This is a genomic window from Croceivirga sp. JEA036 (assembly GCF_011882165.1).
Classification (GTDB): Bacteria; Bacteroidota; Bacteroidia; order Flavobacteriales; family Flavobacteriaceae; genus Croceivirga.
This window is the reverse complement of sequence record NZ_JAATON010000002.1, coordinates 769,899-789,604: the sequence shown is the minus strand read 5'-3', so window position 1 is coordinate 789,604 and position 19,706 is coordinate 769,899. Positions and strand designations below refer to the sequence as shown.

Sequence of the window (19,706 nt, the reverse complement as noted above, 5' to 3'; positions counted from 1 at the left end):
TTGGGTTAGCGATTAAATGGAGGGTATGTTTTTTAAACAACCTTCCATTTTTTTATTCAATAACTGTAAAAAAATACTCTTGTGGTGAGTTTACACCAATGTTTTGAATATTTAAATATACTTTGTTAGGAGTGTAGTTGTAATTACTAATATAAACGCCATTAAAATTTAAAAGATATTCACCTGGTTCTACCAAAACAATTGCTGTGGTAGAAGTGTATGTTTCAGTATCAGGGTTATAGCTTGCTAAATTAGTTTCCCCATCAGGTGAATAATAGTTGCTTTCTTCGGCAAAAATTCTTTGATAACTATTGGAGAAACTTGAAAATTTACTGAATTCTACATCATAGTAAAAATCAGTTTCTCCTGTGCTTTCAAAAATGTCTAAAAGATTTGGTTGGCCATCTTCAGGTAGGTAACGGCTAAATTCGAATGTAAAATAAATGGTGTCTCCTACTTGATAGTTTTCTTGATTTTCAAAGGTAAATGCATCTTCGATGGTAAGTAGCGGTACAAAAAAATCATCATCAGATATACAACTGCCAACTAGTATTAATCCACAAAGGCTTAGAATTCCGAGTATTTTTTTCATAGCAATATTTTAAAATCTATATCCAATATTTATCCCTGATTGCGCGATAGAAATGCCCCAATCATAATAGTATTCTTGACCAGATAAATCGCCTCCTAATCCAAAAACCAATTCAAGTGAAACACGCTTTTTAAACAACAAAAATTCCTGACCTATCGCAGCACCCAAGGCAAGATTGGTATAATTATTTATACCTCTTCTATAAACTCCAAAACCGGCAGCTGTGGTTTCTCTACTAATACCGTCATAACGGCCTCCGTAGATACTTGCAAATCCTTGAATAAAGAAACTTGTGCGTTGTGTACCTCTTACATACCATCTAGCAAAAGGTGTAATTTCATAATCACGTGTACCATCGCTGAAACCGTCAGTAAAATCTTTGCTGTTGATGCCGTATCTGCCGTACCAAAGTCCAGCTCCCGCAGAAAACTTTTTATCAAATCTGTTTTCATAAACTAGATAAGCTGAAGCGTCTGCAAGTAAATAAGTTGTATTCAGCGCTATCTCATGCTGGTAGTTTGGAATAGAATCTTGACTATGACTGAGGTATAGGTTTCCTATCAAAAATGCGAAACAATAATATACAAGAGGTATATTTTTAGGTAATGGCGCCATATAAGGTAGCTTGGTTTTTACTAAGATGAAAATATATAAGATAGGATGCTTTAAGAAATTGTTAATTGCTTCAATATCATAAAAGTTAAAAAGGTTGTAGTAAGTTTGTGAAGTATTTAGAGAGCATATGCAGGCATATTTTTACATTAAAGCGCTTCACCTCATCTTTGTAGTAACTTGGTTCGCAGGGCTTTTTTATATTCCCCGTTTATTTATTTACCATATTGAAGCAGCTGATAAAGCATCCCCAGAAAAAGAAATTTTGACTGCACAATTAAAATTAATGACCAAACGGTTATGGAATATTATTACGTGGCCATCTGCTGTTCTATGTACGCTCTTTGCATTGACCTTATTACATTTAAACCCAGGATTATTAGGAATGCCATGGATGCAGGTAAAATTAGTTTTTGTAGCCTTGTTATGGGCGTACCACATAAAATGCCATTTAATTGTAAAAGAATTACAACGCGATGAGATAAAATATACCTCTCGGTTTATGCGTATTTTTAATGAGGTAACCACCCTAATTCTATTTGCAGTTATCTTCTTGGTCATTTTAAGAAGTTCCGTGAATTGGATTTATGGCGTAGTGGGAATCTTTGTTTTAGGAATTCTGCTGATGTTAGGAATTAAGTTATATAAGCGGATTCGAGATAAAAATCCAAATGCCTAAAACCGTTCGGTTTAGGAAATATAGCGAGAGCTACAACTTTAAAATATCGGAATCTATTTTTAATGTTAGCCTTTGGTGCGATTATTGCTTAATTTAGATATAAAGTCCTAGTCCTTGATTAAAAAGCTTTCCCTTAGATCACGCATATTTTTTACCATGATTTTACTTGTGGTTATTGCATCTGTTTTAATAGCCGGGGTTACCATCTATCAGTATAGGGAACAATCCAACGATTATCATGAAAATCGATTAGAGCGTAAAGAAGAGCAGATTTTGCAAAGCATGAATTACGTGCTTCAAGAGACCACTTATGAACCGTCTACAGAGAACCTTGCACATATTTTTAGAACAGAAATCTATAAGATTGCCGATGTACAAAATGTAAATTTTAATATTTACGATTTAGAAGGGCAACTGATAAAATCTTCCAAACCCGCTTTTGAAGCAGATTCTATTAGCAATTGTTTGGATGCTGAGGTCTTAAACAATTTAGAAATAAGCCCTACCAAACGCTATGTAGAAGAAAAACGAGCAGCAGGGGATAATTACCAAGCCAGTTATACATACATCAATGACCCAAAATTTAAACCAATTGGTATTATAAACCTACCCTATTTTGAAGATAATTCTTTTAACGATATGGAGTTAAAGGAATTTTTAATGCGCTTAGGCGGTGTTTATCTGCTTATGTTGTTATCTGCAATTATCTTGGCGTATTTTGTTTCTAAATACATAACCCGGAGTTTACAAACCGTGGCAGATAAGTTGCATCAGACCAGTTTATCAAAGCGAAACGAGAAAATTTATATAGAAAATCCTAGCGAAGAGATAGGGAAACTGGTTCATTCTTACAATAGTATGATAGACCAATTAGAACAAAGCGCAGCTAAATTAGCAAAAAGTGAGCGCGAACAGGCATGGCGAGAAATGGCGAAGCAAGTGGCGCACGAGATTAAAAACCCATTAACGCCTATGCGCTTAAGTGTACAAAGTTTTGAAAGAAAATTTAACCCAACAGACCCGGACGCTCCAGAGAAATTGAGCGAGTTTTCTAAAACTATGGTGCAGCAGATAGACATTATGAGTAACATAGCATCTGCCTTCTCTAATTTTGCAGATATGCCTGCCCAACAAAAGGAAACTTTGAATGTGGTAGAAGTAACCAAACTGGCCTTAGATATATTTCAGGAGCCTTATATTCATTTTATATCGGATGAAACCACGCTTATTGCCAAACTAGACCGCACACAATTGATTAGGGTGGTTACCAATTTGGTTAAAAACGCCTTGCAAGCTGTACCAGAGATAGATAACCCTCGAATTTTGGTCACCGTAGCTCAAGAAAAGGATTGGATTAAAATTTGCGTAGCAGACAATGGTATAGGTATCCCTGACGCGCATAAAGAGAAAATATTTGAACCCAAATTTACCACAAAAACTAGTGGTATGGGCTTGGGCTTGGGAATGGTTAAAAATATTGTGGAAAACTACCATGGCACTATAGAATTTACCAGTCAAGAAGCTAAAGGGACTGTTTTTATCGTAAAATTCCCCAAAGAATAACCCAGTTACTACATGGGTTGCTCCTCATATTTTTTAACTTTACAATACTAGATACATTAACAACTAAAAACATTAGATGGACTACAACAACATTTACATAGAAGAAGAAAATGGGGTTGCGGTGATTACTATAGACCGTCCTAAAAAATTAAATGCACTTAATAAAGCAACCATAGAGGAGTTGCATAATGCTTTAAATGAGCTAGAGCAAGATAAAGACACACGTGTTATTATTTTAACCGGTAGCGGAGATAAGGCCTTTGTTGCTGGCGCAGATATTTCTGAGTTTGCAGATTTTGCGGTAAAACAGGGAGGACAATTGGCTGCTAAAGGGCAAGACATCTTATTCAATTTTATACAAGACCTTTCTAAACCTGTTATTGCTGCGGTCAATGGTTTTGCACTTGGTGGCGGATTAGAGTTAGCCATGGCCTGCCATTTTAGAGTAGCTAGTGATAATGCTAAAATGGGACTGCCAGAGGTTTCCTTAGGCGTAATACCAGGTTACGGCGGTACACAACGTTTACCGCAGTTAGTGGGTAAAGGTTTAGCCATGGAAATGATTATGACAGCTGGGATGATAGATGCGCAAAGAGCACTACAGCACGGTTTGGTAAATTACGTAGTAACACCAGAAGAGCTGTTACCGTTATGCCATAAATTAGCAGGTAAAATCATCAATAATTCGCCTGTAGCTATTTCCCAAGCAATAAAAGCAGTAAATGCGGGTTATAATTCTGAAAAGAATGGCTATACCGTAGAAATTGAAGCTTTTGGTAAATGTTTTGGTACAGATGATTTTAAAGAAGGCACCTCTGCATTTTTAGAAAAACGTAAAGCTAATTTTCCAGGTTCATAGTCTAAACCAACTAATGTCCCTATGAAAAATCTTTTTTTAAGCTGTTTTTTATTGATGGCAGGGTGTATTATGGCCCAAGATATGCCAATTACCTATCAATTTGGAGAAAAACAGAACGATAGACATCGGTATTCTAATTTAGTAACCATAGAGGAAGATGGCGATGGCGGTCTTATTTTGGTGCGGTCTTATTTTGCAGGACTCATTCTAAAACCCAAAGGCTATCTTATTGAGCGTTACGACAAGGATTTGAACCTTATCTCTGAATACAACTACAAGTTTAAAGACATGCAGTTGATAGATGGTTTTGTAAAAAACGGCACACTTAATCTCATTTTTTTTAATTACGATTATAATAAAGGGCAGTACGAGTATTGGGTGCATAAAACTGCTACAACCAATATCAACTTTACTACAGAGCGTATTTATGAGATGAAAACTAAAGTGGTCAATGGTGCCTTTGGTAAAAATTATTACAATAGAGATTTTTCTAACGGCTTTTCTACCACCTTACTATTTAATAAAGAGAAAACCGGATTCGTAATCAGTACACATCATTCTAAAGGAAAAGAAGAAACGCATACGTTGCAGTTGTTTGATACCAATCTTAAAAAACGCTGGGAGGTAGATTTTAATCGCGAAGCAGAAGAGAAAAACTACGCTTTTGAACAGCTAGCGCTAACCAATGATTTATCTACTGCTTACATTGTAGCCAAAGCGTATTTTAAGAAAAGACGTTTTAAGCAAGATGAACGCAAATATCAATATGAGCTATTAAAGGTTAATGGCGCTGGCGTACAGACGCAACAGTTTACCACACCAGGGAACTATCCAGAAGCTTTGTATCCCATAATCACCGAAAATACTATTAAGTGTGTTGGCTTTTATGCAGACCGTAAGGATAATCGTTACAATGGTATTTCTTACTATAATTTAAATGCATCAGACTTAACCATTACAGAAGAAAAACACCATCCATTTTCGGACGAGTTTATGTTTGATAAGTTTGGTCGTGAGGATGATAGAGTGATAAAAAACTTGGTTTTTAAAGAAGTAACAGTGACTAAGGAGAACGACATCTTATTTAATGCAGAAGAATATTTTGTAACTAATAGTATGTATAGCACCGGTGCGGGACAACGTATGAAGGTGGAGCGTTTTCATTACAATGATATTATGAGTGCCAAATTAAAAGCAAATGGGGATTTGCATTGGATTCGTAATATCAATAAAGCAGAAGTTACACAAGGCGATGGTGCTTACGCATCTTACAGCTCTTACACCAAAGATGGTAATACTTACTTTTTTATCTGCACGGCGGCAGACAATCCGCAATTAATTAATCAAGAAAGATTAATATTTAGACAAGGGCTAACACAAAATAGAAACGTTTTCGCTATTGCTCTAAATAAAGACGGAAAGCTATCTTATGAAAAGATTATAGATAGTAAAGAAGCTAGACTGCCGTTAATGGTATCTACACCCTTACGTTTAGGCAAACAAGATGCTATGTATTTCTATGCAAAGCGTGGTTCTAAGAAGCAAATGGTTAAAGTGGCGTTCTAAGAGCGTTAAAAATTTACAGAAATAGGATTTAATCCATAATTTTGGATTAAATCCTATTTTATTGTCCAATTCTAGCTATCAAAAAGGTCGTGGGGCACAGCTAAATGTGCATAATAGATTTCTAAAAGATATTCATGAACAACGAGATGATTTTTTAGAATTCTGTCGTATTTCTGGCGAAGAACCAACCAAGAATACCACGGAACGTATTCCTATTTTTCCAAAGAGTATTGTAAATAAAGTCACAAGCCCAGATGTGGGTATGCACTACAGTTTAAACCCTTACCAAGGCTGTGAACATGGTTGTATTTATTGTTATGCGCGTAATGCCCATGAATTTTGGGGCTATAGCGCGGGTAGAGATTTTGAGCAGAAAATTTTGTTTAAAAAAGATGCACCGCTACTGTTAGAAAAGTTATTGCAGAAAAAAAGCTGGAAAGCAGAAACCATAGTACTATCTGGCAATACGGATTGCTATCAACCTATAGAGCGAGATTTAAAACTTACGCGAGCATGCTTACAAGTTTTTCTAAAGTACAGAGATCCTGTAGGGATAATTACTAAAAATGCTTTAATCTTAAGAGACTTGGATGTATTACTAGAATTGAATGCCTTAGGATTGGTTGGCATTAATATTTCTATTACTTCTCTAGAAGAATCTACAAGACGTTTGTTGGAGCCCAGAACGGCATCGGTACAAAAGCGGTTAAAAGCCATAGAAACTTTATCTAAAGCAGGTATTCCTGTAAATGCAATGTTGGCACCCATAATTCCCGGAATTAATAGTCATGAACTTTTAACCCTAGCAAAAGCGGTGTCTGACCATGGTGCACGCTCTTTTGGATTTACTGTGGTGCGCTTAAATGGTGCTATAGGCGAAATATTTACAGATTGGTTGCACAAAGCCATGCCAGATAAAGCAGCAAAAGTACTTAGCCTTATTGCGCAATGCCATGATGGTAAACTGAATGATAGCCGTTTTGGTAGTAGAATGAAGGGCGATGGCGCTGTAGCGGAACAGATACACCAAATGGTTCAGCTAGCCAAAGCGAAATATTTTAAAGGCAAGAGTTTTCCAAAATTGCGAACAGATTTGCATGAAGCTTATAAAGATGGCCAATTGAAATTGTTTTAACGACGTGTAATTCCGATTAAAGAATTAATACAAAGTAACCTTGTTCTTTGCTATGCTAGGTTTCTTTAGGTTTTCATTTAGTGGTTTGGCGAATTGGTAATTACTTGTAAAAATTAAAATAAAAACCACAGCTATATTCTAAATAAGTTTACTTTTGCGCGCTATTTTTTATTAATGTAAGTGATAGACTTTCATGACCTTGAAGATTGGCTCAGTTGGATAGATGAGCTTTCTGATAAGCATTACGTAGTGGTCGACAATTTTTTGAACCCACCTCTTTACGATACGCTAAAAAATTACTTTGTAGCACACCAAGATAAGTTTACACAAGCGGGTATTGGTAGTTTAGATAACCACCAAGTACGTACTAAAATTAGAGGAGACAAAACTTTATGGCTAGATACCAATAGAGATGTTGACTTAAATTCTTTTTGGCAACTGGTACAAGAGACAAAAAACGTACTCAACCGCTACTGTTACTTAAGTTTGTCTGGGCACGAGTTTCATCTAGCACATTATCCGCCTGGTGGGCATTATGCCCGTCACTTAGACCAGTTTGAAGAACGAAGTAACCGCATGATCACCATGATTATTTATTTAAACGATACGTGGCAAATGGGTGATGGGGGTGAATTGGAAATTTTTGAACCTGATAAATCTTTGAGTTTGATACAGCCGCTTGGCAACAGATGTGTACTATTTAAAAGTGGGGTAGTACCCCATGCGGTATTAAAATCTCACAAAGATCGGTATAGCTTAACGGGTTGGCTTACCTATCAACCCAAGGGCCTTGCATGGATTTAAGACTTGGGTTATTGCAATGGTTTTTCCATTTTTAAAGCTAGGAGAGCTTGGCTTGCCTAAAGTGGTTTGTTTTGAATTTGAATAAGTTATGGTTGTTTACACCTGTATTGGCTAGAATCATCGCTTAATATTTAATAACTGGCCCTAACTTTTTTGGAAAAACTAGTAGAAAAGCGAAGTGTAATTCCAATAGCTGGCGTATTAAAATTAGTTCTGTGGTATACCTGGTTTTCGGGATTAAGATGGTTAAGGCTTTTACCAGCATTAAAACGGGTATATCTTAAGTACACTCCAAATTTGTTATAATATTTTGGGTGCAGAAACTCATAACCGGCACTAAGGGACCAATGACTGTTGCTGGTAAATGCTCTTGTTTTACTTGCAATACCATCGGTATTACTATATTCTCCGGTAGCTTCCTGTTTGCCAAAATGGTATTTGGGTAGTATTATAAATTGTCCAGTATCATCATCAATAATAAACTTAGCCCCAAAAGCGGCATTCCATGCCACAAAGGACTGGCTATCAAAAGACCTAAAGTCAATTTCTCCATCTCTATTACGGTCGTCAAAATTTTCATCAGAAACACTTCCATACAACAGATTAACACTTAAATCTGGTGCTATCCATTTATAGCGGAACAATTCTGTGCCCAAATCAAACTGTAGGTATAGTCCATCGAATTGGTCTTCGTAAAAACCTGTAACTTCTGCATAAAAAGATGTGGGTATTTTGTCTTGTGCTTTTAGAGAATGGGCTAATAATACGTTTAAAAAAAGGAGCATTATGTACCCAATTTTGAGACATTTAGGCTTCATGACTATAGTGTATAAGTTATTTGCCTACCACAAGAATTATACCAATACAGTCTTTTACATGCCAATATACGCAGCACATTTAAACAAGTTTATGAATTGTTTTTCCACTCTTCTTTTAGGATACTATAATACAGCGTATCTCTTCTACGGTTGTTGGTCATTAGGGTATGACTACGCAATACCCCTTCTTTTACGAGGCCTACTTTTTCCATGCCTTTACGAGCAGCAATATTAAGCACGTCTGTTTTAAACTCTATGCGTAGGGTTGCCGTTTCTGTGAAGAGATAGTTGAAGAGTAGTTTTTTTACCAAGCTATTAATTCCAGTACCTTGATACGCCTTGGCAATCCACGTCCAACCAATTTCTACACGACCATCTTTGGTAGAAATGTTTCCAATACGTGTAGTACCAATAATAGCCCCATTAGCGGGGTCCACAAGGGTAAAGGGCAATTCTTTTTGCTGCTCACGGTTGTGTACCGCGGTAGCAATCCAATTTTTTAAAGTTACTTCATTAGATAAATCAGCCGTAAAATAATACCACATTTGGGTGTCTGTAGTAAGTGTTTTCATAGCTTCAAAAATCTTCTAATTGCATAGGTCTTAGAATAACTTTTTCAGTAATTAGGGTTTTATCAAAATTGAGCATTGTTTTTTGGTTTGTCTTGAAGATTGCTTTAAAGGTAAAAGGTACTAAGTAAACAGTAAGTAGTAAAAAGTACGAAGTATTAAGTGGTGTTGTCTGTCGTCATGCAAAACTTGTTTCAGCATCTCATCCTGAAGTTAATAATTAGAAATAAGTCTATTGCAAATACAAATTTTAGTGCTCCCTTTAGCAAGGGGAGCTGTCCGCAGGACTGAGGGGTCTGTTTTTATGAAGCAAAAAATCCAAAATAAATAGTTCTAAATATCAGGTAATGTTTAAACTATTCATGTAGCGCTTTCGTTGGAATTTTTGCAAATTAAAAAACCGAGAGCAGTACTCTCGGTTTTATAGCTATAGTGTCTTTTTAATTAAGAAAGCTCCCAACCTTTACGGTAGTCTCTAGTTACCCATTCGTTGGCTTTTTCGTAATTGGTAATTCGCATATTAGCGCCATCCCAATGCAGTTTGCGGCGGCCTTCGTACCTATAAGGATCCCAATCGCCTACTTTTTTACCAGCTTTCAACTTTTTGTATTGGTAAGCCCGTACGGCCAAATTACCCATAAGTACGGTTTCGGTAAGTTTTCCTGCTTTTTCAAAATTAGAAGAGGTTTCTACCCCGGTTAAGCAGCCTTCTACAAAGTTTTGGATATGACCATTGATACCATTAGTAACTCTTGGATATTTAGGTGTAGGTTGTTGGTAGAAACCCATGAGGTCAGACGGTAACAAACGTGCATTTTGGGAGTAAGTGTCTGCTACAATAATCCCTTTTTCGCCATACATTATAGTTCCACCATCACCATTGCCTATAGTTTCACCATCTTTAAGCTCGTCTGGCAAATCTGGTTTAATACCACCATCATACCAATTCAGTTGTATATCTCCGTGATAATCGTGCTCAAATTTTAAATGTATTTTAGAAGACGGTGGGCAAGAAGGGCTATAATCTGCCTCCACAAAATCGCCTACCCAAACAGTAGTGCAACTCGCTTCTGCTTCAGTAGGGTAGCCAAGGTCTAATACACTAAAGGGAGTTTCCATTATATGGCATCCCATATCGCCCAAAGCGCCTGTTCCAAAATCCCACCAACCTCGCCATTTAAAAGGTAAGTATCTAGAATTATAATCTCTCATAGCAGCAGGCCCCAACCACAAATCCCAATCTAACTCTTTAGGAATGCGTTCTTTTATATTGGGTACGGCAACACCTTGCGGCCATACGGGTCTGTTGGTCCAACAATCTATGGTATGCACCTTGCCAATAATGCCAGATTCTACCCATTCCCGTGCAACACGGCTACCATCACTAGAGGCGCCTTGGTTACCCATTTGGGTAATTACATTATTATCTCGAGCTACTTTAGTCATCAGCCTAGCTTCATAAATATTATGCGCCAAAGGCTTTTCTACGTAAGCATGTTTTTTGGCTTTCATAAACGGTAGGGCAATGGTAGCGTGTGTATGGTCTGGAGTGGCTACCATTACTGCGTCCATGTCCTTAAGGTGTTTGTCATATACCGTTCTAAAATCCTTATAGGTGGTTACATCTGGGAAGTTTTTGTAGGTATTGGCTGCAGCTCTATCATCTACATCACAAAAAGAAACAAATTTTACTTTACCGGTGTTGTGTAGGCCTTCAATTACTCCAGCACCTCTTCCGCCCACGCCAAAGGCACTTACATAAAGTGTGTCACTTGGAGGAACGTGATTTTTTCCTAAGACAAAGCTGGGTACAATAGTGAAGGCAGCCGTACCCGCGGCTGCATTTTTAACAAAATTACGTCGTTGCATTCGGTTTAGTTTTAGTTTTTAAAAAGATACGGATTTTGGGGTAGATGATGTTAACTTTTTAGACCGATAACAGCTGTAAAAAGTTTAGCAGATAGTGGTAGGCTACTAAAGGCATTGTATTAATTATACGTTAAGGGAAGAAGACAAATATTAAATAATATATCGATAGTGTTAAAATTTCATTTTTTGTCATCCATACGCTCAGCCAAGTGCGTATAAGAGGTGTATTTAAATCAAGAACACTAAAACAGCACACATAATGTCTAAAACTACTTCTAAGGAAGCCAACCAAGACCAAAACAAGACCACTTTTTTAAAACGAATACAGCACTTTTTTTATACCGCAGATGGTGCAGAAATCTTTGTTAAGGGGAGTTCCTTAGCCTTGATGTTGGGCGCTATTTATTTGGTGTATGTGTTGCATGAAGATTTTACACAATTTAATACAGAACAACGTAGCTCTTTGCTAGGCCGTTCATTCTTATTATTAGCGTTGAGTCTTTTAGTATTTAAAGCCTTTTTCTTTTTATATACTCTATACCATTACATAAAATACAAGGCGATAAAATCTGTGAGTGATACAGAATTGCCAACTACTACCGTAATTGTACCAGCGTATAATGAAGGCAAGCAAGTCTATGATACTTTGATAAGTTTGTCTAAGAGCGATTTTCCTAAGGAAAAATTACAAATTATCGCTATAAATGACGGAAGTAAGGACGATACTTGGGAATGGATGCAAAAAGCAAAGCAAGTGTTAGGAGACCAAGTAGAAATTTATCAGCAACCTAAGAATATGGGTAAAAGGCATGCCTTATACCGAGGCTTCCATTTGGGTACTGGCGATGTATTTGTTACAGTAGATAGCGATTCTATTGTGGACCAAAACACCTTACGGAATTTAGTAAGTCCTTTTATAGTAGATAATAAATGTGGTGCAGTAGCAGGGAACATCCGGGTATTAAACAATAAAAAAGCATTGTTGCCTAAAATGTTAGATGTAAGTTTTGTGTTGAGTTTTGAATTTGTACGTTCCGCAGAAAGCAATGTTAATACGGTGCTATGTACTCCAGGAGCTTTGGCAGCTTATAAACGAGAGGTGATTTTCAATTGTAAAGAAGAATGGATTAACCAAAAGTTCATGGGTAAACCTTCTGATATAGGGGAAGACCAAGCTTTAACCAACATGGTAATAAAGCAAGGATTTAGTGTGCTTTTTCAAAGCAATGCATTTTGCTATACCAATGTGCCAGAGCGTTACAAAAACTTGTATAAAATGTTCATTAGATGGGATAGAAGCAACGTTAGAGAAGTATTAGAGATGTCTAAGTTTGTTTTTACCAACTTTAGAGCACATAGTAAAGGCGCTGCAAGATTGTTATTCACCAGTCAGGTATTAAAAATTGTAATGAGCTATCCATTATTTGTATTCATGTTGTTCTTTGTGGTCACCGAACCGTTATTATTTATTGGATCCTCATTGGTAAGTATTTTGATATTATCTTCTTTCTCGGTTATTTTCTACTCCAGAAAATACAATTTTGCCGAGTCGTTTTGGGCGTATTCCTACAGCATATTTTACACCTTTGGTTTGTTCTGGATAACGCCGTATTCTATTGCGACGGTAAGTAAAGGAGGGTGGTTAACTAGAGGATTAGACGCTAAAAAGCAAAGACGATTTAAGTTGATGCCTTAAAATAAATTTATATAAAAAGGTCGGGTAAGAGCCCGACATTTTTTATGCTTCTTCTTTAATGCCTATAGGATTCCACTCGGCATAGAATTGCTCTAAAAAGCTAAGCATAAACGCATGGCGTTCTTCTGCAAGAGCTTTTCCCGTCTTGGTGTTCATTTTGTCTTTTAATAACAATAGCTTTTCATAAAAATGATTAATGGTAGGCGCTGTAGATTTTTTATAGGTCTCTTTGCTCATGTTTAGGTTGGGTGGTATGGCGGGGTTATATAGTTCTCTATTTTTGAAACCACCATAATTAAAAGTACGAGCAATACCAATGGCGCCAATAGCATCTAAACGGTCAGCATCTTGCACTACTAGTAATTCTGGAGACGTAAAGGTAGGTCCGTCTTCCAAGCTATTTTTAAAGCTAATATGCTCTATTATTTTTACTACGTGGTCTATTACATCTTGTTCTACCGCTAAAGAAGCTAAAAAGGCCGAAGCCATTTTAGGACCTACGGTTTCATCTCCATCGTGGAATTTAGCATCTGCAATATCGTGCAACAACGCTCCCAAGCTTGCTACTAAGATATTTACATTTTCATCCCTAGCAATACGGATGGTATTTCGGAATACACGTTGTATATGGAACCAATCGTGACCGCCCTCTGCGCCTTGCAAGGTTTCCTTTACAAAAGCAATTGTTTCTTCTATGAGTTGGTCGTCTCCTATTCTTTCCATTTAATTCCAGATTTTACTACCTCTTCTACTTGTATCAAAAGGGCGTCTAGGTTTTTACTATTTTCTATTGGTTCATGTACCTCAAAAGTAACATGTACCCCTAATCCCATAGGGAATTTACCATACTTTAAAAGTTTCCAAGAATTGTTGATACTTATAGGAACAATCAGAGCATTGGGAGCCTTTTTTAATAAAGTCTTTAAACCCATGGGCTTAAAAGGTTTTGGCTTACCGTCTCTACTACGGGTACCTTCTGGGAAAATTACTGCAGATCTATTGTGTTCTTCTATGTATTTTCCTAAAGAAGCAATGGCCATAAGTGCCTGTTTAGGGTCTTTACGGTCTATAAGTACAGAGCCGCCATGCCTTAAGTTGTAAGACACACTAGGAATGCCTTTGCCTAATTCTTTTTTACTTACAAATTTGGGGTGGTATTTACGCATGTACCAAATTATAGCAGGAATATCATTCATACTTTGGTGATTGGTAACAATCACTAAAGGCCTGTCTGTTGGGATATCATGCGTGTTGGTAAAACTATAACGTGTGCCCAAAACTGTAGTGCTCCGCATTAAAAACCAATTTAAAATGGCGACACTACGTCTATGAGCTTCGTATCCAAACCAATTAAAACAAATCCATTGTATGGGATGAAATGTTACAAGAAATAGCCCAAATAACAGAAGATAGAGTACTGTTAAAGGATAAGAAAGTATCTTAAGCATGGAGTCTATGTTAGTTTAGGGTGGCAAGGTAAAACAGAATCTTTACAAACTAAAAAAACCACTCTAAAAGAGTGGTTTTCTATTTGCTTTAAATTGTAGCTTAGCAATGCTCGTTATAAGCCTCCATTAGGTTTTCTGCAATCATTTCTGCAGGTCTACCTTCTATGTGGTGCCTTTCTATCATGTGAACCAATTCACCATTTTTAAATAATGCCATACTTGGAGAAGATGGAGGAAAAGGAACCATAGCTGCTCTAGCGGTATTTACGGCATCCGTATCTACACCAGCAAAAACGGTTACCAAATGGTCTGGTTTTTTACTGTTTTGAATACTCAATTTAGCAGCTGGTCTTGCATTAGCTGCTGCACAACCACATACAGAGTTTACTACAACTAGAGTAGTACCATCTTTTTTAAGTGCCTCTTCTACGGCATCACTTGTATATAATTCCTCAAAACCAGCAGAAGCTAGGTCTTGTCTCATTGGTTTTACTAATTCTTCTGGGTACATAAACTTTCTTTTTACAGTTCAAAGATAAACTTTTTGTCGCATAAGCAGATTAAACTTAACAAGGTGTTCACGTTAGCAATTTTTTTTAATGGTCTATCTTTGTTCGTCAATAATTACGGTATGATTAAATGGGGTGCAGCCATTTTGGGCTATGTGTTTTTACGGTTGCCAGGTGCTATTCTTGGATTCATCGTCGGTAGTTTTTTAGATAACCTAAAGACTAGCGGAGCTAGTGCAAGTACCGTTTACAAGAACTATAAAAAACAAACGGTTTCTCCTGCAGATTTTGAGTTGCACCTACTCTCTTTATGTTCTATTGTGATTAAAGCAGACGGACAAGTAAGCCAGCGAGAGTTAGATTATGTTCGGCAGTATTTTATAAGCACCTACGGAAAAGAAAAAGCAAATGCCATTTTTAAAACCTTTAATGAGGTCATTAAAAAACGAGAAGTTTCTGCGGAGCGTATCTGCACGTACCTTAATCAACGTACTCGACATGAAGTACGTTTGCAATTGGTTCATTTTTTATTTGGAATAGCACAATCTGATGGGCAGCCCAGTACTGCTGAAATTAACAAGCTTAAACAAATTGCCACCTATTTAAGAATTGGTAATTACGATTTTGAGAGTATAAAAGCTATGTTTGTTAAAGACGCAGACAATGCCTATAAAATTCTTGAAATCTCTAAAGCTGCCAGTGATGATGAGGTAAAAAAGGCATATAGAACAATGGCTAAAAAATACCACCCAGACCGTGTAGTAACGGAAGATGAGGCTATAAAAAAGGGAGCCGAAGAAAAGTTTAAGCAAGTGCAAAAAGCTTATGAAACCATTCAACAAGAAAGAGGATTATCTTAAGCTATAGCTTGGGCCACTCGTCTTTTGGCTTTTTTTTTCTTTAGTTTATTAATATAAATTATGGTGCCTGTGATTGGCAAACTTGTACCTATTAAACACGCCAGAAAATACAAGATTTTACTAAACGTGCCATAAATCTCCCCAGTGTGTATAGGTTTAATGGCAGAGGCTATTTTTACATTAAAAGGCTTGTCTGCATACAACTCCTTAGCCAATACGGTTCCGTCTAGTCCCAAAATAAGATTATCATACGCTGTAGTCACCCAGCTTTGGTCTGCTATTTTACGTATGGTATAGGTAGGATTCTTTTTATTTGGCAAACTAATTTGTACTACTCCTTGATAATTTAAGTGTGTCTGGCTCAATTCCAAAGCTTCTTCTAAAGATATTTCTTGGTCTTTAGCCACTTTGGCAGCATCAAATTCTGGACCACCACCTCTATTAAATACCTTGGTGCCTAAAACTGCGCTAAGCCCTGTTCTATACCCTTCAAAAGACCAGCATAGTCCGGTTAAACCCATGACTAAAATTAGCAAACAAGCGTAAAACCCTAGGGTATTATGTAAATCATGATTTACACGTTTCCAATTGGCATTGGTCTTAATTTTAAAGCCGTTTTTTAGATATTTCCATTTCAATTTGTTTGGAAACCAAAGAACAATCCCTGTTAGAGAAAGAATTAAAAAGATAATGGTGGCTATACCAACTATGGGTCTACCAATTTTAGAATCGAGCAACAGCCAGCGGTGTAGTTTAAACATACTAAACATAAAATCGTCCATAGCGGTTTTTTGTGGAGCTAAAAGAGCAGCAGTATATGGGTTTATTTGGTAGTTAGTACCGCGGCGTTGTTTAGGATTTTCTTTTATAGAGAATATATAGGGCTCTTTAGGGTCTGTAGGAATGGTTACCGCATTCAATTGCCCCTTTGCAGTTAAATTTGGATTTTGAGTAAGCGTACTTAAAGATAATGGCGCTCCACTAGGCACTACGGCCAAATCTTCTTTAAACCAGACTTCTATCTCTTTCTCAAACGTGAGTATTGTACCACTTAGACATACCAAAAAAATGATAATGCCACTTACAAGGCCTAACCATAAGTGAATATCATTTATCAATTGTTTAAATCCGTAAGTGTTCTTTTTGGTCGCCATATTTGTAAAATAATTCTGGTTGGTCTTAATCCTGGTTGTTTGTATTGTTTTAAGTTTTATACAACAACTTTTGTTTTGGTCTTGCTATTTAGACTTGTTTAAAATAACTGTGCAAATGTAGCGGCTGGCAATGGTAAATACAATTTTTATTTAGATTTGTTTTAAATAAATTTAAAGTAGATGGATGTCCAACATTATCCACCCTTTAAATTTCTTACATTTAGGCATCAATTTAGAACAGCTCATGAACGATTTTGGCCTATATCTGCAGCTAGGAGTAGCGCATGTACTTGATTTTGCTGCCTATGACCACATTCTTTTTTTAAGTGCACTAGCTATACCATACGGATTTAAAAAGTGGCGTTTGGTAGTTTTATTAGCAACCATTTTTACAATAGCCCATTGTATCAGTTTAGCGCTATCTGCTTTTGATATTTTAAGGGTAGATGCCAGCTGGATAGAATTTTTAATTCCTGTCACAATTGCCTTTACAGCAATTTTTAATGTTTACCGTGTCTATAACACAACCCAAAATACGGGTTGGTATTTTACAGGTTTGGCAACAGCTTTTTTTGGATTGATACATGGTTTTGGTTTCTCCAATTATTTTAATATGATGATGGCAGAAGCAGAAGATAAAATAACTCCTCTATTGGGGTTTGCTGCGGGGATAGAAGTATCGCAATTAGTGATTATACTTTCTGTACTTATGCTATATTACATACTCGTTCATAAGCTCAACCTTGCCAGTAAATGGTTTGTATTAGCTGGTTCAATACTCATTTTAGGAATTACAATACCGATGTTGATAGAAACGTTTCCTTTGTAAGAGGTTTCGTTAATTTTATCGGAATTCATTGGTAGACGATAACAAAGCAGGTATCTTTAGAAGAATGAAGGATTCTAAACAGGAAAAGTACGACCGTGCCTATTTAAGAATGGCTCAAGAATGGGGTAAGTTATCTTATTGCAAAAGAAAACAAGTAGGAGCCATTATTGTAAAAGACCGGATGATAATTTCTGATGGATACAATGGAACACCCACCGGTTTTGAAAATGTATGTGAAGATGAAGAAGGGTATACCAAGTGGTATGTACTCCATGCAGAAGCTAATGCAATTCTAAAAGTGGCTGGCTCTACGCAATCTTGTGATGGAGCAACCTTGTACATTACCTTGTCTCCCTGTAAAGAGTGTAGTAAGTTGGTACACCAATCTGGCATAAAACGTGTTGTGTATCAGAATGCATATAAAGACGATTCGGGACTTCGATTTTTAGAAAAAGCAGGAGTGGAAATCGTGCATATGCCAGTAGTAGAAGAGCCAGTATAATTGTATGTGTATGAAAGGAATGAAATCCATCTTAAAACCTACCATTTTTGCCTTTGCTCTTGCATTAGGCATTTTTATTGGTGGTAAGCTTCATTTTGGTGATTCTCCTGAAAAGCTTTTCACTACAAATTCCAAAAAAGATAAACTCAATAGGTTAATAGATTATATAGACTACGAGTATGTAGATGAGATTGATACAGATAGTATTGTAGATGTTACGGTAAATAATATTTTGGGCAAATTAGACCCACATTCCGTCTACATTCCAAAAGACCAAATGGAAGCAGTAGCCGAGAATATGAAGGGTGATTTTGTAGGTATTGGCATTCGTTTTAACAGAGTCAAAGATACCATAACTGTAGTCCGTACCATCATTGATGGCCCTAGTTATAAAAAGGGACTAAAAGCTGGTGATAAAATTTTATTGGCAGATGGTGATACACTGTATGGTAAACGCATACCCAATAATGATTTGGTTGCCAAACTTAAAGGGAAAGAAGGTTCTAAAGTATCGCTATTGGTGTATCGTAAAACAGAAAACAAAACCTTAAAAGTAGAGATACGTAGGGGTGTGGTGCCTATACGTAGTGTAGAGGCCCAATACATGCTTAATAAAGAATTGGGATACATAAAAATAAATCGCTTTGCGGAATCAACATTTAAAGAGTTTAAAGAAGCTTTGTATGCCTTACAGGTGCAGGGTGCTCGTAAACTCGTTTTAGATTTAAGAGATAATCCTGGGGGTTATTTGGGCATTGCAGAGAAAATGGCAGATGAGTTTTTAGAGGATGGGCAGCTTATTCTTTTTACAAAAAATAAAAAGGGAAAAGTCAACAAAGTTTTTGCTACTAATAAAGGCACTTTTGAAAATAAACAGGTTTACGTACTAATTAATGAGCGTTCTGCATCTGCAAGTGAAATTATAGCAGGAGCACTGCAAGACAATGATTTGGGTACAATAGTAGGGAGGCGCTCTTTTGGCAAAGGCTTGGTGCAAAGAGAAATGGATTTAGGCGATGGCTCTGCAGTGCGTTTAACAGTTTCTAGGTACTACACCCCAACAGGGCGGTCTATACAAAAGCCCTATGCAAAAGGACATAAAGATTACTACCAAACCTTTATGGACCGTTACCAGAGTGGTGAATTAATTTCTGTGGATAGTATAAAAGTGGCAGACTCATTAAAGTTTACCACACCAAAAGGAAAGGTTGTTTATGGCGGAGGTGGGATTATACCAGATGAGTTTGTGCCAATAGGTACACTAGACCATGAACGTATCCAAAGTATGGAAGCCTCTGGGTATTTTTCTGATTTTGCTTTTCGGTTTCTAGAGTTGGACCGTAGCAGATTTTATAATTTTCCAGAGAAAGAGTTTATGGAAGATTATCGTGTGGATGACATCATCTTTGAAAGATTTATAGATTACTTGCTTAATAATAATATTAAGATGGATTTTTATGCTAATGAGCAGATGATTAAAAGGTATCTAAAAGCAAACATTGCAGAACAACTATACTCACCCAACTTAGCAGCAAAAATAAAATCTACAGAAGATATAATGCTTCAAAAAGTGCTGAGTTTAGAAGAAGCAGCAAAACGAAAAGAAGTGCCAGTTACGGAAGATGTTGTAGACTAAGAACGT

Annotated in this window: 20 protein-coding genes; 11 read left to right on the top strand and 9 right to left on the bottom strand. The window is 36.8% G+C overall.

The window, feature by feature from the left end; all coding sequences use genetic code 11:
* Positions 1-52: 52 nt before the first annotated feature.
* Together HCO57_RS08415 and HCO57_RS08410 are read right to left on the bottom strand one after the other, a co-directional pair.
* Complete coding sequence (locus tag HCO57_RS08415; protein ID WP_167988648.1) at positions 53-592, bottom strand: hypothetical protein; 540 nt, start codon at positions 590-592, stop codon at positions 53-55.
* Between the two features lie 9 nt (positions 593-601).
* Positions 602-1,156, bottom strand: coding sequence for a hypothetical protein (locus HCO57_RS08410; RefSeq protein ID WP_167988647.1), 555 nt, complete (start codon positions 1,154-1,156; stop codon positions 602-604).
* A gap of 178 nt (positions 1,157-1,334) precedes the next feature.
* Between HCO57_RS08410 and HCO57_RS08405 the strand changes: the two genes are divergently transcribed.
* The 6 genes from HCO57_RS08405 to HCO57_RS08380 all read left to right on the top strand — a co-directional run bounded on the left by HCO57_RS08405 (position 1,335) and on the right by HCO57_RS08380 (position 7,810).
* Positions 1,335-1,883 carry a CopD family protein gene (locus tag HCO57_RS08405; RefSeq protein ID WP_167988646.1) on the top strand — a complete coding sequence of 183 codons (549 nt, stop codon included), beginning with the start codon at positions 1,335-1,337 and terminating at the stop codon, positions 1,881-1,883.
* Between the two features lie 156 nt (positions 1,884-2,039).
* Complete coding sequence (locus tag HCO57_RS08400) at positions 2,040-3,446, top strand: sensor histidine kinase (RefSeq protein ID WP_167988645.1); 1,407 nt, start codon at positions 2,040-2,042, stop codon at positions 3,444-3,446.
* Positions 3,447-3,522: 76 nt separating this feature from the next.
* A complete protein-coding gene (locus HCO57_RS08395) occupies positions 3,523-4,305 on the top strand; it encodes an enoyl-CoA hydratase/isomerase family protein (protein ID WP_136949139.1) in 783 nt (260 codons plus the stop codon).
* Between the two features lie 21 nt (positions 4,306-4,326).
* Positions 4,327-5,871, top strand: a complete 1,545-nt coding sequence (locus tag HCO57_RS08390; protein ID WP_136949140.1) for a hypothetical protein — start codon at positions 4,327-4,329, stop codon at positions 5,869-5,871.
* Positions 5,872-5,932: 61 nt separating this feature from the next.
* Complete coding sequence (locus HCO57_RS08385; RefSeq protein ID WP_167988644.1) at positions 5,933-7,006, top strand: PA0069 family radical SAM protein; 1,074 nt, start codon at positions 5,933-5,935, stop codon at positions 7,004-7,006.
* 180 nt (positions 7,007-7,186) lie between these two features.
* Positions 7,187-7,810, top strand: a complete 624-nt coding sequence (locus HCO57_RS08380) for a 2OG-Fe(II) oxygenase (protein WP_167988643.1) — start codon at positions 7,187-7,189, stop codon at positions 7,808-7,810.
* Between the two features lie 131 nt (positions 7,811-7,941).
* Here the strand turns inward: HCO57_RS08380 and HCO57_RS08375 are convergent, their stop codons facing one another.
* The 3 genes from HCO57_RS08375 to HCO57_RS08365 form a co-directional block, all read right to left on the bottom strand.
* Positions 7,942-8,595: a hypothetical protein gene (locus HCO57_RS08375; protein WP_167988642.1), complete on the bottom strand. Its 654-nt coding sequence runs from the start codon at positions 8,593-8,595 to the stop codon at positions 7,942-7,944.
* 122 nt (positions 8,596-8,717) lie between these two features.
* Entirely contained in the window at positions 8,718-9,200 is a 483-nt protein-coding gene (locus tag HCO57_RS08370; RefSeq protein WP_167988641.1) for a GNAT family N-acetyltransferase, read from the bottom strand.
* Positions 9,201-9,641: 441 nt separating this feature from the next.
* Entirely contained in the window at positions 9,642-11,066 is a 1,425-nt protein-coding gene (locus tag HCO57_RS08365) for a Gfo/Idh/MocA family protein (protein ID WP_167988640.1), read from the bottom strand.
* A gap of 259 nt (positions 11,067-11,325) precedes the next feature.
* On the opposite strand from HCO57_RS08365, the gene HCO57_RS08360 reads away from it, so the two are divergent.
* Positions 11,326-12,762, top strand: a complete 1,437-nt coding sequence (locus tag HCO57_RS08360; protein WP_136949145.1) for a glycosyltransferase — start codon at positions 11,326-11,328, stop codon at positions 12,760-12,762.
* 42 nt (positions 12,763-12,804) lie between these two features.
* Here HCO57_RS08360 and HCO57_RS08355 read toward each other — a convergent pair whose 3' ends face one another.
* The 3 genes from HCO57_RS08355 to HCO57_RS08345 form a co-directional block, all read right to left on the bottom strand.
* Positions 12,805-13,476 carry an HD domain-containing protein gene (locus tag HCO57_RS08355; RefSeq protein WP_167988694.1) on the bottom strand — a complete coding sequence of 224 codons (672 nt, stop codon included), beginning with the start codon at positions 13,474-13,476 and terminating at the stop codon, positions 12,805-12,807.
* The gene (locus HCO57_RS08350; RefSeq protein ID WP_167988639.1) at positions 13,473-14,210 is read right to left on the bottom strand and encodes a lysophospholipid acyltransferase family protein; all 738 of its coding nucleotides are present in this window, start codon (positions 14,208-14,210) and stop codon (positions 13,473-13,475) included. The genes HCO57_RS08355 and HCO57_RS08350 overlap by 4 nt, the downstream gene beginning before the upstream one ends.
* A 100-nt stretch (positions 14,211-14,310) precedes the next feature.
* Positions 14,311-14,721: a BrxA/BrxB family bacilliredoxin gene (locus tag HCO57_RS08345; protein WP_136949147.1), complete on the bottom strand. Its 411-nt coding sequence runs from the start codon at positions 14,719-14,721 to the stop codon at positions 14,311-14,313.
* Positions 14,722-14,841: 120 nt separating this feature from the next.
* Between HCO57_RS08345 and HCO57_RS08340 the strand changes: the two genes are divergently transcribed.
* Positions 14,842-15,579: a TerB family tellurite resistance protein gene (locus tag HCO57_RS08340; protein WP_167988638.1), complete on the top strand. Its 738-nt coding sequence runs from the start codon at positions 14,842-14,844 to the stop codon at positions 15,577-15,579.
* On the opposite strand, the gene HCO57_RS08335 is transcribed toward HCO57_RS08340, so the two are convergent.
* On the bottom strand, positions 15,576-16,733 hold the full coding sequence (locus HCO57_RS08335; RefSeq protein ID WP_167988637.1) for a PepSY-associated TM helix domain-containing protein: 1,158 nt from the start codon (positions 16,731-16,733) through the stop codon (positions 15,576-15,578). The two genes, HCO57_RS08340 and HCO57_RS08335, sit on opposite strands and share 4 nt — an antisense overlap.
* Before the next feature lie 184 nt (positions 16,734-16,917).
* Between HCO57_RS08335 and HCO57_RS08330 the strand changes: the two genes are divergently transcribed.
* The 3 genes from HCO57_RS08330 (at position 16,918) to HCO57_RS08320 (ending at position 19,700) form a co-directional block, all read left to right on the top strand.
* Positions 16,918-17,562, top strand: coding sequence for a HupE/UreJ family protein (locus HCO57_RS08330; protein WP_317171134.1), 645 nt, complete (start codon positions 16,918-16,920; stop codon positions 17,560-17,562).
* Between the two features lie 64 nt (positions 17,563-17,626).
* Complete coding sequence (locus HCO57_RS08325) at positions 17,627-18,064, top strand: deoxycytidylate deaminase (RefSeq protein ID WP_136949149.1); 438 nt, start codon at positions 17,627-17,629, stop codon at positions 18,062-18,064.
* Positions 18,065-18,074: 10 nt separating this feature from the next.
* Positions 18,075-19,700 carry a S41 family peptidase gene (locus HCO57_RS08320; RefSeq protein WP_167988636.1) on the top strand — a complete coding sequence of 542 codons (1,626 nt, stop codon included), beginning with the start codon at positions 18,075-18,077 and terminating at the stop codon, positions 19,698-19,700.
* Positions 19,701-19,706: the final 6 nt, after the last annotated feature.

Bases quoted from the DNA above. Each gene is read 5' to 3' on its own strand.
- HCO57_RS08415 (WP_167988648.1), bottom strand. From the start codon at position 592: ATGAAAAAAATACTCGGAATTCTAAGCCTTTGTGGATTAATACTAGTT.
- HCO57_RS08405 (WP_167988646.1), top strand. From the start codon at position 1,335: ATGCAGGCATATTTTTACATTAAAGCGCTTCACCTCATCTTTGTAGTA.
- HCO57_RS08400 (WP_167988645.1), top strand. From the start codon at position 2,040: ATGATTTTACTTGTGGTTATTGCATCTGTTTTAATAGCCGGGGTTACC.
- HCO57_RS08395 (WP_136949139.1), top strand. From the start codon at position 3,523: ATGGACTACAACAACATTTACATAGAAGAAGAAAATGGGGTTGCGGTG.
- HCO57_RS08390 (WP_136949140.1), top strand. From the start codon at position 4,327: ATGAAAAATCTTTTTTTAAGCTGTTTTTTATTGATGGCAGGGTGTATT.
- HCO57_RS08375 (WP_167988642.1), bottom strand. From the start codon at position 8,595: ATGCTCCTTTTTTTAAACGTATTATTAGCCCATTCTCTAAAAGCACAA.
- HCO57_RS08370 (WP_167988641.1), bottom strand. From the start codon at position 9,200: ATGAAAACACTTACTACAGACACCCAAATGTGGTATTATTTTACGGCT.
- HCO57_RS08365 (WP_167988640.1), bottom strand. From the start codon at position 11,066: ATGCAACGACGTAATTTTGTTAAAAATGCAGCCGCGGGTACGGCTGCC.
- HCO57_RS08360 (WP_136949145.1), top strand. From the start codon at position 11,326: ATGTCTAAAACTACTTCTAAGGAAGCCAACCAAGACCAAAACAAGACC.
- HCO57_RS08350 (WP_167988639.1), bottom strand. From the start codon at position 14,210: ATGCTTAAGATACTTTCTTATCCTTTAACAGTACTCTATCTTCTGTTA.
- HCO57_RS08345 (WP_136949147.1), bottom strand. From the start codon at position 14,721: ATGTACCCAGAAGAATTAGTAAAACCAATGAGACAAGACCTAGCTTCT.
- HCO57_RS08340 (WP_167988638.1), top strand. From the start codon at position 14,842: ATGATTAAATGGGGTGCAGCCATTTTGGGCTATGTGTTTTTACGGTTG.
- HCO57_RS08335 (WP_167988637.1), bottom strand. From the start codon at position 16,733: ATGGCGACCAAAAAGAACACTTACGGATTTAAACAATTGATAAATGAT.
- HCO57_RS08330 (WP_317171134.1), top strand. From the start codon at position 16,918: ATGTCCAACATTATCCACCCTTTAAATTTCTTACATTTAGGCATCAAT.
- HCO57_RS08325 (WP_136949149.1), top strand. From the start codon at position 17,627: ATGAAGGATTCTAAACAGGAAAAGTACGACCGTGCCTATTTAAGAATG.
- HCO57_RS08320 (WP_167988636.1), top strand. From the start codon at position 18,075: ATGAAAGGAATGAAATCCATCTTAAAACCTACCATTTTTGCCTTTGCT.